This is a genomic window from Butyrivibrio sp. VCD2006 (assembly GCF_000423925.1).
In the GTDB taxonomy this organism is placed as follows: Bacteria; Bacillota; Clostridia; order Lachnospirales; family Lachnospiraceae; genus Butyrivibrio.
Genome location: NZ_AUIX01000049.1, coordinates 20,660 through 35,203, shown reverse-complemented (window position 1 = coordinate 35,203; position 14,544 = coordinate 20,660). Strand labels below are relative to the sequence as shown.

Here is a 14,544-nt window from a genome sequence, read left to right as displayed (position 1 = left end):
CAAGAAAAAAATTGTATTTAGGATTTGGAATAGTGAATATGTCGGCCGCAAAAAACAGAAATCATTAAATGCGGCCGCGGTTATGCAAGAAAAAATTTGTATTTAGAATTTGGAATAGTGAATATGTCAGCCGCAAAGAGCAGAAATCATCAATTGCGGCCGCGGTTATGCAAGAAATGATTTGTATTTAGGATTTGTAATAATGAATATGTCGGCCGCAAATGGCAGAAACCATTAATTGCGGCCGCGATTATGAAGGATATATTTTGTCTGAGATGGATTCCCTGAGAAGCAGCGATAAAGCTACTAGAACTAAAAAAGAGAATCCAAACTAGATTCTCTTAGTAGTAGCGAGAGGGAACCCACGCTGTCTCGGATTCAAATATCATTTCTTGAAATACAAAAAAGGAATCCATAAAGGATTCCTTTTAAGTAGCGAGAGGGGGATTCGGTCTACGCTCCGCTCCGGTCGGCGCAGAGCCGAGGTCCACAGGACCTCGTGCGCCCTCTCCACCGCGGGAACCCGCGGCGTCTCGAGTTCGAATCTGAACAATAAAAAAGAGAACCAACTGGTTCTCTTTAGGAGTAGCGAGAGGGGGATTCGAACCCTCGACACCGCGGGTATGAACCGCGTGCTCTAGCCAACTGAGCTATCTCGCCATATGAGGTGTCGGTTCGCGTATCTCGCTGACCGACAAAAGCTAGTATATAGTTTTACGAGATTATTGTCAACAATAAATTTGAATTTTTTTTATTTTTTTATTTTGTACTTTGAAAGACTATATAAATCGTAACCAGAATAGCAGGTTTGGTCAACAAATTTGTGCTTCTTTATGCTTTTTAAGCCCTGAACGATAACAAGGAAACTATAACGGATATCTACGTTTCAGCAAGATGTTAAAACATATAGATATATGCTCTAGTAAAATTGCTATAACTTACAAAAAGATACATTTCATTTTTGTGCAAGTAACCAAAAATTGGAAAATTCTTTCAAGATAATAGATTAATTATGAAAGTGGGTGTATATTTGTAACAATATTGTTAGAATTATAAATTATATATAAATAGTTTCTAATTTTCGTCTGAAAAAATATATATATGATTTATGTTCAGGGGTTAAATTGATTAGCGGGGAAGAAACGATATGAAAAGAGGGGTTAGTAAAGTCGCATTCGTTGCCTCATCAGGAGGCCATTTAGAAGAAATTTCCAAGCTTAAAGGAATCGAGAAAAGATACGACTGTTTTCTTGTGACTGAAAAGAGTGATTTTGAGCTTAAGCATTTCTGTGATAGGAAATACTTATTGCCCAAGATGGACAGGAAGCAGTTACTTTTCCTGCCAAAGTTTATCTGGTTGTTTATTAGGACGATCAAGATCTTGGCAAAGGAAAAGCCTGATTACATCATTACTACGGGAGCACTTATTGCTTATCCGTTTTGTGTGATTGGCAAGATGATGGGTATCAAGGTCGTTTATATTGAGTCATTTGCAAGAGTTTATAATCCGTCACTGACAGGTAAACTTGTGTACAATCTCGCGGATCTGTTCATGGTTCAGTGGGAAGATATGCTTGAACGTTATCCCAAGGCTATGCTTGGGGGAGAGATGTTCTGATGTGATAGGGAGGCTTTGTTTTGATATTTGTTACATTAGGAACGCAGAAATTTCAAATGAACAGACTGCTTAAGGCAGTTGATAAGCTTGCTGAAGCAGGCAATGTAAAAGGTGACATTTTCATTCAGAGAGGGACTTCAACATATAAGCCAAAGCATTGTGAATATGTTGATTTTATGGATGAGAAGGAGTACGTCGATAAGATTCAGAATTGCAGTTTACTTATTACTCATGCCGGTGTCGGAACAATCATAACCGGTATTAAGGCTGATAAGCCCGTAATAGTAGTACCGAGATTATCCAAGTTTGATGAACATGTGGATGATCACCAGACAGAAATTGCCAAGGCGTTTTCCGGCAAAGGCTCAGTCCTTTGCTGTGAAGACACCAATGAACTTATAAATTACATTGAAAAAGCTCGTACATTTGATTTTCAGCCGTATGAGGTTAATGGGGGAAATGTAGAAGACAAGATCCTACATTTCATGAATATGTTTGATGAAGGTTAAGTTTTAGGGAATGAATCGCAGTAACAGGGGAGCGAATACCAATGTTGTTCAGATGCTCACTGACATGGTGCTGATCTACATTGTGTATTTGATAGAAAGGGCTCTATTTAGTAAGTACATAGAAAAGATAGCATATCTGGAATGTCTTGCGCCGATAATTGTCTTTGGCGTTGTATATATCCTATCCAATAAAGAGGCTCGGATTTACAATGTGACGCTATTCTTTTATTTGGACAGGTTCTGGAAAATCTTAACTAAGTCATGGCTGTTGGCATCGATAACGACAATAGTAATTATGTACGTTTATAATGCCGGCCCTGATGTCAGAAAATTCCATCTGTATTATTTGTTAATGATTTATTTGGCCATATGTCTGAATATGCTGGTCAGTAGATTTGTGCAAATGGTGACTTCAAATTATCAGGCACCGCGAACAGCGTATGTCGGCGTATTTGAGGAGTACGAGAAGTTCAATTACTTTCTCAACAAAACAAGTATGAGAGTTGAGAATGTTGGGTACATTCTTAAATCAGGAGTACTAAAAGAGAAGGTATTTAACGTACTTGGAAATCTGTCAGAACTTGAAGGCATAATAAGGAATCACGAACTTGAGTGTATCTATTTCATGCAACACTCAGATGACAGCTTAAGTAACATCCAGAGGTATATAGATATATGCCTGGAGATGGGAGTTACGGTCAAGGTTGTGATGGATGTTGATAATACTCGTATGATAAATCGTTCCAATAGTTATGTGAGTTCGATAGGGACTTACCCGATGATAATTTATCATACAGTATCGCTTAATGCGTATGAGCAGTTCATTAAGCGTATATCGGATATTCTGATAAGCCTTGTGGGTTTGATAATAGCTTCGCCGGTAATGCTGTTGACAGCAATCGCAATAAAAATCGATTCCAAAGGGCCTGTACTTTTCAGGCAGGAGAGAGTAGGACAGAATGGTAGAACCTTTAGCATCTATAAATTCAGAAGTATGTGTGAGGATGCTGAAGAGAGACGTGATGAGTTGAAGGACCAGAACATGATGGATGGAGTCATGTTTAAGGTGAAGGATGATCCCAGAGTTACAAGAGTGGGAAAATTCATCCGGAGAACAAGCATTGATGAATTGCCACAGTTTTTCAACGTCCTTAACGGTGACATGAGTATTGTTGGAACCAGGCCACCTACTGTTGAAGAGGTTTCGCAGTACAGAAGGTCGCAATGGCGCCGAATAAGTATTAAGCCCGGAATAACAGGGATGTGGCAGGTGAGCGGCAGAAGCAGTATCACGAATTTTGATAAGATTGTGGAGCTTGATCTTAAATATATAGATAATTGGACATTGCTATTGGATATACAAATCATAATAAAAACAATAGGAGTTTTGATTAAAAGAAAGGGAGCGTATTAAAGTTATGGGAATTAATAGAGGAGATATTATCAAATTAAAGAAGAATCTGAATGTAACAGATTTATCCGGAGAAAAAGTAATGATAGATTTTGAATCCGGAAAGTATTTCATGATCAAGGGATCAGGAAATGATATTTGGGATCTCATTCAGGAAGAGATAACTGTAGGAGATATAATTAAAAAGCTGCTTGAGGAATATGATGTCTCGGAGGAAGAATGCGAGAAATCTGTTGATGAATTCCTTACAAAGCTTAAAGAATATGAATTCATTTAAGGAAGGGAAACGTAAATGTTAAAAACTATTTTGCAGAATTTTCATCTGGAGAAAATATTCTGGATCATTAAGACAAAGCTGAAATATATGATCCTTATCGGACTTATTGTTGGAGCGATTACCGGAGGTGGATCTTTCTTATTCAGGCAGGATATCTATGCAGCACAGATATCTCTTTATGTTTACAGTAAGCCGGATTATGTAAATGACAATGGTATAAATCTTTCTAGTTCGGATTTGTCTGAAGCAAGTTCACTTTTGAATTCTTATATGCAGATTCTTAAGAGCAGAAGCTTTCTTACATCCATTATTGAGGAGGCAGAGCTTGATCCCAGGTATTATACTCCTGCATATCTTGCAAAGAATATTCAGGCATCTGCGGTTGGAGGAACAGCTGTATTTAAGGTAACTGTATATGATCCAAATCCGTATAACGCGATGATAATTGCTAATACAATCGGAGCACTGGCACCGGATAAGATCATCAGCATTGTAAAATCCGGTGGAATAGAAGTCCTTGATGAAGCTATACTTCCTACACTGCCTTATAAGTCTACTAGTGTTAAGTTAATGGCTTTAATAGGTGTTTTTGCAGGTGGTGTTCTCTCAGCTCTTTTCTTCCTTATAAGGGGACTTATGGATACCAGATACAGAAGAATATACGAGATCGAAGATATGTTTAATATCCCGATACTTGGAATGGTTCCGCTTGTTGAAAAGAAGAGAGAGGATGGAAAGCCGGATGTAATGCTTTCTCCTGACAGTGAGTTCGTGCTTAAGGAAGCATATAACGATATTCGTACCAACCTTTTGTTTCTTGGTGGGAATGCATGTCCGGTTTTTGCCGTTACCGGTGCAGACTACTCAGAAGGTAAAACAACAAACAGCATAAACGTTGCCATAAGCTTTTCAATGATGGGCAAAAAGACCCTTCTTATTGATGCAGACATGAGAAACGGAAATATAGCTGAGGAGTTCAAGATAACTGAAAAGAAAGGTCTTAGCGATTATCTGGCTAATCTTGCTGAGCTTAACATAAACAGAGAAGTAATGCCTAATCTTGATGTTATTACAACCGGAACTTACCCGCCCAATCCTACAGATCTTCTTCTCAGTGATAAGTGGAAGAGAATGATCAATAACTTCAAGGGCAAATATGAAGTAATAATTATTGATACACCTGCTATAGGTGTTGTGGCAGACGGCGTAGAAATAAATAATGTTGCAAATGCATTCATTGTAGTAATCAGAGAGATGGCTACCAGATTTGAGAGAGAAGAGCTGATTATCAGACGTCTTGAAGCTGTTGATGCGAATATTTGCGGATTCATTTATAACGGAATATCTGCTAAGTCCGAGGATTTTAACCACAAAGAATATGTAAATGGTGGAGAGTATGGTAAGCGTAGTACTGCCAGTGTATAACACGGAGAAATATCTGAGAAGATGCCTTGATGCACTTGTTAATCAGACTATTCCTAAGAATGAGTTTGAAATTATAGCTGTAAATGACGGATCAACTGATGGTTCTCCTGCAATTCTGAAGGAGTATAGCGAAAAGTATCCTGATTTTTTCAAGGTATTTAATAAGGAAAACGGTGGTCAGGCAACTGCTAGAAATCTTGGAATTCAGAAGGCATCCGGTGACTATATCGGATTTGCTGATTCTGATGATTATGTTGATACAACGATGTATGAAAAACTTCTTAGAATTGCAGAAAGGGATGATGCGGATCTTGTTGAGTGTCATTATCACAGCATGCTTGAGCTTGATTCATCAGATGAAAACGGTATGCCTTTGTACAAGGAAATACAAACCAGGGGAACGATTACTGCCCGAAGTGATCCAAGAGAACTTTTTCTTGATCCGCAGGTTTCACCATGGAATAAGCTATACCGGAGGAGTGTTCTGGTAAATGGGGATGTAAGATTTCCGGAAGGAATGATATACGAGGATACATCATTCTACATCAAATCAATTCCATTTATAAAAAAGCAGTCATATCTTGATGAAAAGCTTGTCTATTACAGTGTCAGGCAAAAATCTACAATGACTTCAAATCTTGGCAAAAAAGTCGGAGACATATTCAGTGTACTAAATGATATTCTCGATTTTTACAGACAGCATGGGCTTTATGAAAAGTATAAAGCTGAGCTTGAATACTTTTGCGTCAAGATTGCCTTTTGCAGCAATCTAAGTAGGATAGGAAGAGTCGGTGACCCTGCAATAAAGAGGGATTTACTAAATAAAACATTTGAATTTGTTAACAAAGAATTTCCTGATTATAGGAAAAACAGATATTTTCAGGGAAAGATAGGATTATACATAAGATCCGTTAATAAAATGAATTGCAGGATATATGCAAAAGCATTGTCCAAGGTCATGGTAGGATGAAGTATTTTATTTCTGTAGCAATGGCTACATACAATGGGGAAGAGTATATAAAGGAGCAGCTTGATTCCATATTTAATCAGACTTATCCGGTTGATGAAGTAATAATCAGGGATGATATTTCGAGTGACAATACGGCCGCTGTTATAGAAAGCTACATTAAAGACAATGGACTTGGTGATAAGGTCGATTTTAAAGTCAATGAAAAAAACTTCGGTTATGCATCTAATTTCGTCGGTGCCTTAAGAAAGACCAGAGGTGAGATCGTTTTTTTTAGCGATCAGGATGATATTTGGCCTGAAACACGTGTAGAGCGGATGATAGAGGCTTTTGAGAGAAGACCGGATGCTTTGATGATAGGCTCTGAATTTGAGCCGTTTAAATGTTCCGATGATGCGCCGGATGTTCCGCGCTGGGAGCTGGCAAAATTTAAAAATGATGGAAGCATGGAAAAGCTGGAGTTTACCTCCGAGAATATTTTTATCGGATGTCAGGGCTGTACCATGGCTATGAGAAGAAGCTTTCTTAATAAAATAGATGAATACTGGTATGAGGGTTGGGCTCATGATGAATTTGTCTGGAAGCTTGCACTTGCCATGGAAGGCTTATATTTTTTGCATGAGGTTACACTGAAAAGGCGACTCCATGCAAACAATGTCACACTTCATAAGGAACATGAGAAAGATAAGAGACTTAAATATTTGAGAGATCTGAAGAAGAGTCATGAAAGAACACTTAAGTTTGTTAATGATTCAGAGGGTGAATCAAGTAGTAAAGCCGCTTTGCTAAAAAAACATATTACAGCCACAGAGAAGAGAATAGAACTGATTCAGAACAGAAGGCTTTTTAATTCACTGATTCTTCTAAAATATGGTGATTGTTATCACAAGAGAAGATCTATTCCGGTAGAATTTTTGATGGCGTTTAAGTAAGGATAATTGATGCAATATATAAAGAAAAATAAGGAGAATAGTAAAAGTAAATACGTTAGAGATCCAAGAGAGAAGACTATCTTTTACAGATGTGCCATTTTCTATCTTTTTGCACTCTATGTTATGCCACAGTATTTTGGTATACCTAATCCATTATTTGATCTGACTATAGTCAGGATTGCAATTATTATATTGCTGGTATTTATTGTGTTTGATTACACAAGACTTCGGGAATTCATGGATTGTATAGTTCAGGATAGGATGTCGCTTATATTGCTACCGTATATCATTGTTTTGTTATATACCATGATTCTAAGGAGAGATATAAATGCTTTTCTGAATCCTTTTATTGAATTTCTGGAAATGTATCTGCTTATTTATGTGATAAAAGATGCTATTGGCGTTGATAAAACAATTAAGACTTTACAGTATTTTATTTATTTTCTTGTAATACTTGGATTTGTTGAAATTGTTATGAAGGAATCACCATTTGCATATCTTGAAACCATAAAGCATATATATACAGGAAGATATATAAGGGGTGGCCATTACAGAATAATGAGCAGTTGCATCCATTCAATTGGTTATGGACTTCTTCTTGTGAGCGCCATGCCTTTGGCGGGATACGATGTTGAAAGCAAAACATTTAATATATTTAGAAGACCATTACTGCTTCTTGGGATAATAGTAAATATTTTTTCAACAGGATCAAGATCAAGCTTGGGAATAATGTTTGCTGAAGTATTCCTTATGTTTATTTTGTCAGATAGAAAATACCAGAGAATGAATCTCCTTATTGTGATAACTTCTCTGACAATTTTCTTTATTGCTGTATTTGGTTTGCAGAAGACCTCCTTTGGTCAATATATTCTTCTGCAGATTACCAGCGTTATAGATTCAATATTCCATACACAGCTTGCTGCAAAATATGGAGCAGACTCAACACAATTACATCAGAGTGCTGCATATAGAGATTTGTTAAAACAGATTTTTCATGTGGATTGGCTTAATCCTATTTTGGGCATAGGTAGGAAAAGAGCGTTTAAAAGTAATGTTAATGGATTAGTTGTTGAATCAATAGACAATTTCTATATTGCTGAATATATCAGATATGCATATCCCGGTATGTTTGCATATATATTTTTTCTTGGATATATGGGAGTCAGGATGATAAAGGACTTTATCAAGACTCGTTCTGCATTACTCAGAGTTTTGATTATTGGAGCTATATGCTATTGCATACATCTGTACATTGCTGATTCACTGCAGACTTTGAAGTATCTCTATGTCTTATTTGCACTATATATTTGCTGTGAAAAGGTAGAGTATGTCCCGGAAGCCCCCAGTAAATACTTTAGAAAGAGAGTATTTGGATATGCCAGGAAATGACAATAAGCTTTTGAATCGAATAAAGGACAGAATGCTTCTTGGAACTATCTATGATCAGATGATTCTTAGGCTTAAGTATACAGACGAAAAAACTAATTTTTTATACAGCGTTATGGCAGGGCAAAAGCACAGGATGATACTGTATAAAAGATTTAAAAAAAGATATCTGAAGGTATGCACTAAGGACAGACCCTGGGAAAAGCTGCCAAAGGAAAACAATTCCGGCACGGTATGGATTATGTGGCTCCAGGGAATTGATAAGGCTCCTGACATCGTAAAGAGATGTATCGAGAGTCAGAAAGCATTTATGCCGGATAAAAAGTTTGTTTTTCTGGATGAGACTAATATCGGGGATTATGTAAAGCTTCCGGATTATATAGTTGAAAAATGGAAAAAAGGAATCATTGGGAATGCACTTTACAGCGATCTCGTAAGAAATGAACTTCTCATAAAGTATGGTGGTTATTGGATAGATTCAACTGTCTTTTTTACAGATGATGCATTAATAAGTGATATCGATAAGCTGCCATTATTTATGTTTAGCTATTACTACTTTGGATTTAATCCTGAGATCATGGAGCTTAACAACTGGTTTATTCACAGCTGTACAAATAACAATATGCTTTGCCTTCTTCAGAAGCTGCTGTTTGCATATTGGAAGGATTATGACCATGCTGCTAACTACTATATTTATCAGATATTTTTGACCATAGTGAATGAGTATTATGAAAAAGAGTATGCGGATATGCCGATAATTAGCCAGGCACAGTCCCATGTACTTGCAACTTATATATATGATGATTTTGATCCTGTGAAATATGAAGTTCTAAAAAAGACCACAGGTGTACATAAACTTAGTACAAGATTTGACGCAGACAAGATTAGTAAGAAAGGAACATTCTATGATGTTGTCATCAATCAGGCAAACAACTGATGTAAATGAAATAAAGAACATTGTTCCTGAAGCAGGCAATGAAATTCCAAAGATAATCCACTATTGCTGGTTTGGAGGAAAGCCACTTCCGGAAGACCTGCAGAAGTGTCTTGATTCCTGGGAAAAGCTTCATGGCTATACCATCATGCGATGGGATGAGAGTAATTGCAGCTTCGATGAGAATGACTTTGTAAGAAATACTTATCGTGACAGACAGCTTGGATTTATTGGAGATTATTACAGGCTTAAGGCAGTTTATGAATATGGTGGGATTTACCTTGATACAGATGTAAAGGTAAACAGAAGCTTTGATGGGCTTCTTCATCACAAGGCGTTCCTGAATTTTATTTTTGACTGTTCCGTTGGGTCGGCAATCATAGGAAGTAAGAAGGGAAATCCTTTAATAAAAGGACTCCTTGATATGTATGATAAGACTGTCATAGTTAAGGGCGCTGACAAACGTAAGGGCAAAGTATTTGAATTTAAAGATGATAAGCTTTTTGTCCATGGATATGCAACAAGTAATTATTATTACACATACTATATTCTGAAGCATTATCCGGATTTTGTACTGAACAATAAATATCAGGATCTCGGAGATTTTGTAATTTATCCTAAGGAGTTTTTTGAAATAGGATCGCTTCTTGGAAAGCATTATGCAGTACACCTTTGTGCCGGGGAATGGAGAATAAAAACCGATGATTCTAAGAGTATAAAAAACAGGGTAAAGAAGGCTTTGAAAAAGAATCAGAAGGTTTTTGATCTTGTTCAGATTATAGTACGTAAGCGCAGATATGACAGATTAAAGAAAGATATTCCGTTTTATGAATATTCGTTAGCACAGAAAAAGGGGAGTGCTTTACCGGAGTTATAACATATGAATGGGATTGATATTAGACAGTTTTGGTTACTGTTTCTTGAACAGATAAGAGGGATATATTTTAGTGACCTGATGATAATACTGATAGCAGCGGTTTTAGTCTGCTTTGGCCCAGGGTATATCCTACATATTAAAAAAGGAACACCTGTATTAAAGATAGTACATGTTTTTTTTATTGTGCTATACGCCGGAGTTATTCTTCTTATTACTATGTTGAGAAGAGAACCGGGTTCTGCACCGGGAAGAATATATACGCATCTTAATCTTGGGTTTACCAAGACAAGAATATATTCCATGAGAGATACAATATACAGTCTGTTGAATTTTATGCTTTTTGTTCCATGGGGAATTCTTATTGGCCTTAGAAGAATTGGAGAAGGACCTGTAAGAATCATTATTATGACTACGCTCACAGGCTTTTTAACAAGCTTTTCAATTGAAGTCGTGCAGCATATTAGCAGAAGAGGAAACTTTGAAGTGACAGATTTGTTCACCAATGTTGCAGGGAGCTTTTTTGGAGCCCTTTGTGTCATTGTGTTGGCAATTATAGTTAAAAGGATGAAAAAATGAAGTTTATAAAAAAGGATAGTAATAGTGAGCAGCATAAGCTAAGTAAGAAGGATATCGCTATTGTAATATTAAGTACATTATTGTTAGTGCTTCTTTTACTGATTGTTCTTTTATCGAGAAGAAGAGATCAGATGATATCTGAGTCGCTTCAGAAAAACAGTTCTATGGTTACAGATGATACCATAGCAAGTATAAACAGCACAACAATGGATAATCTTGAGATAACAGAGATAAATTCTGATAAGTGGATAGAAATCCACAATAACAGTTCAAAGACAATCGACATTTCAGGCTTAGAGTTTGGAATATCCGGCAAGCAGGGAACAATAGTTGAAGACAAGACAGTCATTAAAAAGGACGGGTATTATGTTGTGGAATTAGATGCTAATCCCGGAGCATCCAATGAAAATGTACTTACAATCACCGATGCTGATGGAGAAGTTGTTAAGACTTTTCTTGTTCCGAAGCTCGAAGATGAAAAGAGCTATGGGCTTGTGGATGCTGAGAATAATATCTGGGGATACATGAAGCCTACTAAGGGCAAGCAGAATAAAACAAAAGATATTCAGTATGTTGATTACAATGGAATTGCTATGTCAGCTCCCGGTGGTTTTTATGACAGTGGATTTGGACTTGAGCTTCAGTGTGATGAAGGCGAGAAAATCTATTACACCACGGATGGAAGTAAACCGACAACTGAATCAACAGAGTACGAGAGTCCTATAAGTATTGTAAACAAGTCAGGCTCAAAGTATGTATATGCAAGAGAGGCAATTTATAACAGATTTAGTTCCGGTTATATGCCGGGAACAGTTGACGCAGGAATGATAATCCGTGCGATAAAGGTGAATGCATCTGGTTCTGTTACTGGAGAGATTAGCCAGGCATATTATGTTGGCCTTACAAAAGACAGTGATTATATAGACCTGCCCGTTATTTCCATAACCACTGATCCGGAGAATCTTTTTGACTACGCTAACGGTATTTATACTGCAGGAAAAACGCGTGAGGATGCACTTATTCAGGGGCTGAATGGTGACTACTATGCGAATTATTATAATGCATGGAAAAAAGCGTCGAAGATTGAATACTATGAGCCTACCAAGGATAAGTCATTTGAGATAATGGCAGATATTAATATCGATGCTGATGTTCATGTTGCTGCCAGACAAAAAAGCTTTACCATCACCATAGACAATGAAGATTATAAAAAATATTCAGGATCCTCAATACAGGATTTCATTTCATCTGAGGGACAGATTAGCCTGTCTACAAATCAGAAAGATAATGATATTAAAGTCCGAAATCTCATGGCTGATTCTCTCGCGGAGGAAACGGATATCGGAGTTATCAGATATCAGCCTTGTGTTTTATTTCTGGATGGAGAATATTGGGGATTATATACGTTACGTACTCATCTTGACGAAAAATACATTGGTCAGAAATATGACGTGGCAAATGAGGAGCTTATAATCCGTAACGACGGTGATAATGAAAATAATTTCAACTCATTTTATTACTTTGTGACCTACAATGATATGTCAGTGAAGGCGAACTATGACCAGGTTAAGGGATTGATGGATATAGATAATTTCATTGATTATGTATGCTTTAATGTATTTCTTGGTAATGCTTCCTTTTCACCGGCAAAAGGCACGGCCTGGAGGACGGTAAGGACTGATGGAACAGGAAAGGCAGATGGAAAATGGCGTTTTCTGTGTGGCGATCTATCAGAAACAATGTACATGTCTAACCTTCAGACTCCGACCATCAATACGTTTCTGCAGAGGGGAATGCAAGGAGATCTTTTATTCCAATCGCTTTTGATGAATGATGAGTTTTGTAAACAGCTTGAGAGCAGAATGAATAAGCTGATTAAGGAAAACTTTGATTATGAGGTATGTAATGAGAAGCTTGAATCTATTGATAATCTCATAAGAAAACCTGCAATGGCATCATATTCGAGATTTTTCGGAAATCTATCTGATAAAGAGTATTCAATGAGAATTGAAGATATTCAGGTATTTTTAGAGGAGAGACCGGAATATATTGCTGCTTATGCGAAGGAACTTGCCGAGGCTGGAGGCAATCTTGCAAAGGCAAAAGAAATAATAGCTGAGATGGAAGAGGAAAAAGCGAAAGAAGAAAAAGCGAAAGAAGAAAGAGCAAAAGAAGAAGGTAAAGTAACAGATAGCGAAGAAGATATTACTAATGAAGAAGGACTTACGGAGGAACAAGAGGCGGCTGAAGATATAACAGCTGAAACTGGGAATAACGTAACCAGAGATAATGCTGGAGAAGCAGTTGAGAAGACAGCACCTGAAGAGAAAGTTATTGAGGAAAAGATCGAGCAAGAGCCTGAGGACCAGGAACTCAAAGCAGAAGAAATCACAGACTCAGGGAATTAAGGTTATGCTTTGAAGAGTAAACAGGTATGAAGAAAAATGCAGGGGAAAAACAGATGGCTGATATTACAGTAATAAGAAAATATACAAGGGAACTTATAAAGGCGACCTTTGAAAACAGAAAACCATCGGAAATACCGGAGGGGATTACGCTACCGGAGCTTATGGAGATTGCAGTTAGGGGACAGATGCCCTACCTTTTGTATAATTCAATACTTAAGGTAACAGGAGAATGCGACGAAAATAAGGCGATCAAAGGTACACTCGTCTATAGTACGATGAAGACCTTTATGCAGGTTTTTGCCGCTAAGGAGATAACTGCTGCTTTTGAAAAAAATGGAATAAAGCACCAGGTCCTTAAAGGGACAATAATGAAGAATATTTATCCATCTCCCGAGATGAGAGAGATGAGTGATATCGATCTGGTTGTATATGACGATAGTCTTGATAATGCATCAAAAGTTATGGAATCCATGGGGTATAAAAATCATGGACTAATAAAGCATCATATGATTTTCTCCAAAGGCAAGGAGCTTGTGGTTGAAGTGCATTGGTGTCTCTTTGATGCTAATGCAGGAAAGCAGCAGCATGTCTATTTTAAGGATAATTTCAGGGCAAACCTTAAAGAGGGAACAGAGTATACCTACGAATTTGGCAAAGAAGATTTTTATGTTTATATGATTTCACATATGGCAAAGCATTTTTTTGAAACCGGATGCGGAATCAGAAACCTTGTGGATATTTATGTGTTCTGGGGAAAATATGAAGCGGAAATGGACATGGAATATCTAAAAGCAGAGCTTCAAAAATGCGGAATATATGAATTCGAGAAAAATATGAGAAGGTTGGCGTTTATCTGGATGGATGATGAGGAGTGTGAGCCTTTTTACGAGAATCTCTTTGAATATATGGTGAATAGTGGCATTTATGGTAAGACTGAAAACGGAGTTTGGGGTCAGCTTGCAAAAGAGGCACAGGGTTCTGATGATCATATAAAATTGCACTATTATTTTCCGTCTTTGGAATTCATGAAGGAAAAATATCCATGGCTTTCCAAGATGCCGTTTCTACTTCCGGTGGCATGGATCATACGTGGTATTTGCGGTGTTGCAAATAAAAGCTCAAGGGATCATAGAAGTCAGATAGAAAATGCTGATAAAGAGGAAGTAAGCAAAATGCTTGAGATTTATCACAGATTGGATCTTGGGTTTAGGAGATAGGTAGAAT

The 14,544-nt window shown here is 37.3% G+C and carries 13 protein-coding genes and 1 tRNA gene; 13 read left to right on the top strand and 1 reads right to left on the bottom strand.

From position 1 onward, the window contains the following. Positions 1-586: 586 nt before the first annotated feature. Positions 587-660: transfer RNA gene (locus G586_RS0115750), tRNA-Met, on the bottom strand. A gap of 487 nt (positions 661-1,147) precedes the next feature. Here G586_RS0115750 and pssD point away from each other — a divergent pair. From pssD to G586_RS0115685, 13 genes are read left to right on the top strand one after another with little or no spacing between them, the layout of a single operon-like run. After that, complete coding sequence (gene pssD / locus G586_RS0115745) at positions 1,148-1,618, top strand: PssD/Cps14F family polysaccharide biosynthesis glycosyltransferase (protein WP_026528500.1); 471 nt, start codon at positions 1,148-1,150, stop codon at positions 1,616-1,618. 20 nt (positions 1,619-1,638) lie between these two features. Next, positions 1,639-2,127 carry a PssE/Cps14G family polysaccharide biosynthesis glycosyltransferase gene (gene pssE / locus G586_RS0115740; protein ID WP_026528499.1) on the top strand — a complete coding sequence of 163 codons (489 nt, stop codon included), beginning with the start codon at positions 1,639-1,641 and terminating at the stop codon, positions 2,125-2,127. Positions 2,128-2,137: 10 nt separating this feature from the next. Beyond that, positions 2,138-3,541: a sugar transferase gene (locus G586_RS0115735; RefSeq protein WP_026528498.1), complete on the top strand. Its 1,404-nt coding sequence runs from the start codon at positions 2,138-2,140 to the stop codon at positions 3,539-3,541. A 4-nt stretch (positions 3,542-3,545) separates the two neighbouring features. Next, complete coding sequence (locus tag G586_RS0115730) at positions 3,546-3,815, top strand: lasso peptide biosynthesis PqqD family chaperone (protein ID WP_035773435.1); 270 nt, start codon at positions 3,546-3,548, stop codon at positions 3,813-3,815. Between the two features lie 15 nt (positions 3,816-3,830). After that, complete coding sequence (locus tag G586_RS0115725) at positions 3,831-5,240, top strand: polysaccharide biosynthesis tyrosine autokinase (protein WP_026528496.1); 1,410 nt, start codon at positions 3,831-3,833, stop codon at positions 5,238-5,240. Next, on the top strand, positions 5,212-6,210 hold the full coding sequence (locus G586_RS0115720; RefSeq protein WP_026528495.1) for a glycosyltransferase family 2 protein: 999 nt from the start codon (positions 5,212-5,214) through the stop codon (positions 6,208-6,210). Before G586_RS0115725 ends, G586_RS0115720 begins: the two co-directional genes overlap by 29 nt. Next, positions 6,207-7,139: a glycosyltransferase gene (locus tag G586_RS23420; RefSeq protein ID WP_051204846.1), complete on the top strand. Its 933-nt coding sequence runs from the start codon at positions 6,207-6,209 to the stop codon at positions 7,137-7,139. The genes G586_RS0115720 and G586_RS23420 overlap by 4 nt, the downstream gene beginning before the upstream one ends. Before the next feature lie 9 nt (positions 7,140-7,148). Further along, positions 7,149-8,528: a hypothetical protein gene (locus G586_RS0115710; protein ID WP_026528494.1), complete on the top strand. Its 1,380-nt coding sequence runs from the start codon at positions 7,149-7,151 to the stop codon at positions 8,526-8,528. After that, entirely contained in the window at positions 8,515-9,462 is a 948-nt protein-coding gene (locus G586_RS0115705; protein ID WP_026528493.1) for a capsular polysaccharide synthesis protein, read from the top strand. The genes G586_RS0115710 and G586_RS0115705 overlap by 14 nt, the downstream gene beginning before the upstream one ends. After that, on the top strand, positions 9,431-10,336 hold the full coding sequence (locus tag G586_RS23415; RefSeq protein ID WP_081674415.1) for a glycosyltransferase family 32 protein: 906 nt from the start codon (positions 9,431-9,433) through the stop codon (positions 10,334-10,336). The genes G586_RS0115705 and G586_RS23415 overlap by 32 nt, the downstream gene beginning before the upstream one ends. A 3-nt stretch (positions 10,337-10,339) precedes the next feature. Beyond that, complete coding sequence (locus tag G586_RS0115695) at positions 10,340-10,912, top strand: VanZ family protein (RefSeq protein ID WP_026528492.1); 573 nt, start codon at positions 10,340-10,342, stop codon at positions 10,910-10,912. Further along, positions 10,909-13,320, top strand: coding sequence for a CotH kinase family protein (locus tag G586_RS0115690; protein WP_026528491.1), 2,412 nt, complete (start codon positions 10,909-10,911; stop codon positions 13,318-13,320). The genes G586_RS0115695 and G586_RS0115690 overlap by 4 nt, the downstream gene beginning before the upstream one ends. A gap of 26 nt (positions 13,321-13,346) precedes the next feature. Next, positions 13,347-14,537, top strand: coding sequence for a nucleotidyltransferase domain-containing protein (locus tag G586_RS0115685; protein WP_026528490.1), 1,191 nt, complete (start codon positions 13,347-13,349; stop codon positions 14,535-14,537). Positions 14,538-14,544: the final 7 nt, after the last annotated feature.

What these genes read in the sequence shown, in the direction of transcription:
- pssD (WP_026528500.1), top strand. Translation starts at nt 1,148, where the DNA reads ATGAAAAGAGGGGTTAGTAAAGTCGCATTCGTTGCCTCATCAGGAGGC.
- G586_RS0115735 (WP_026528498.1), top strand. Translation starts at nt 2,138, where the DNA reads ATGAATCGCAGTAACAGGGGAGCGAATACCAATGTTGTTCAGATGCTC.
- G586_RS0115730 (WP_035773435.1), top strand. Translation starts at nt 3,546, where the DNA reads ATGGGAATTAATAGAGGAGATATTATCAAATTAAAGAAGAATCTGAAT.
- G586_RS0115725 (WP_026528496.1), top strand. Translation starts at nt 3,831, where the DNA reads ATGTTAAAAACTATTTTGCAGAATTTTCATCTGGAGAAAATATTCTGG.
- G586_RS0115720 (WP_026528495.1), top strand. Translation starts at nt 5,212, where the DNA reads ATGGTAAGCGTAGTACTGCCAGTGTATAACACGGAGAAATATCTGAGA.
- G586_RS23420 (WP_051204846.1), top strand. Translation starts at nt 6,207, where the DNA reads ATGAAGTATTTTATTTCTGTAGCAATGGCTACATACAATGGGGAAGAG.
- G586_RS0115710 (WP_026528494.1), top strand. Translation starts at nt 7,149, where the DNA reads ATGCAATATATAAAGAAAAATAAGGAGAATAGTAAAAGTAAATACGTT.
- G586_RS0115705 (WP_026528493.1), top strand. Translation starts at nt 8,515, where the DNA reads ATGCCAGGAAATGACAATAAGCTTTTGAATCGAATAAAGGACAGAATG.
- G586_RS23415 (WP_081674415.1), top strand. Translation starts at nt 9,431, where the DNA reads ATGATGTTGTCATCAATCAGGCAAACAACTGATGTAAATGAAATAAAG.
- G586_RS0115695 (WP_026528492.1), top strand. Translation starts at nt 10,340, where the DNA reads ATGAATGGGATTGATATTAGACAGTTTTGGTTACTGTTTCTTGAACAG.
- G586_RS0115690 (WP_026528491.1), top strand. Translation starts at nt 10,909, where the DNA reads ATGAAGTTTATAAAAAAGGATAGTAATAGTGAGCAGCATAAGCTAAGT.
- G586_RS0115685 (WP_026528490.1), top strand. Translation starts at nt 13,347, where the DNA reads ATGAAGAAAAATGCAGGGGAAAAACAGATGGCTGATATTACAGTAATA.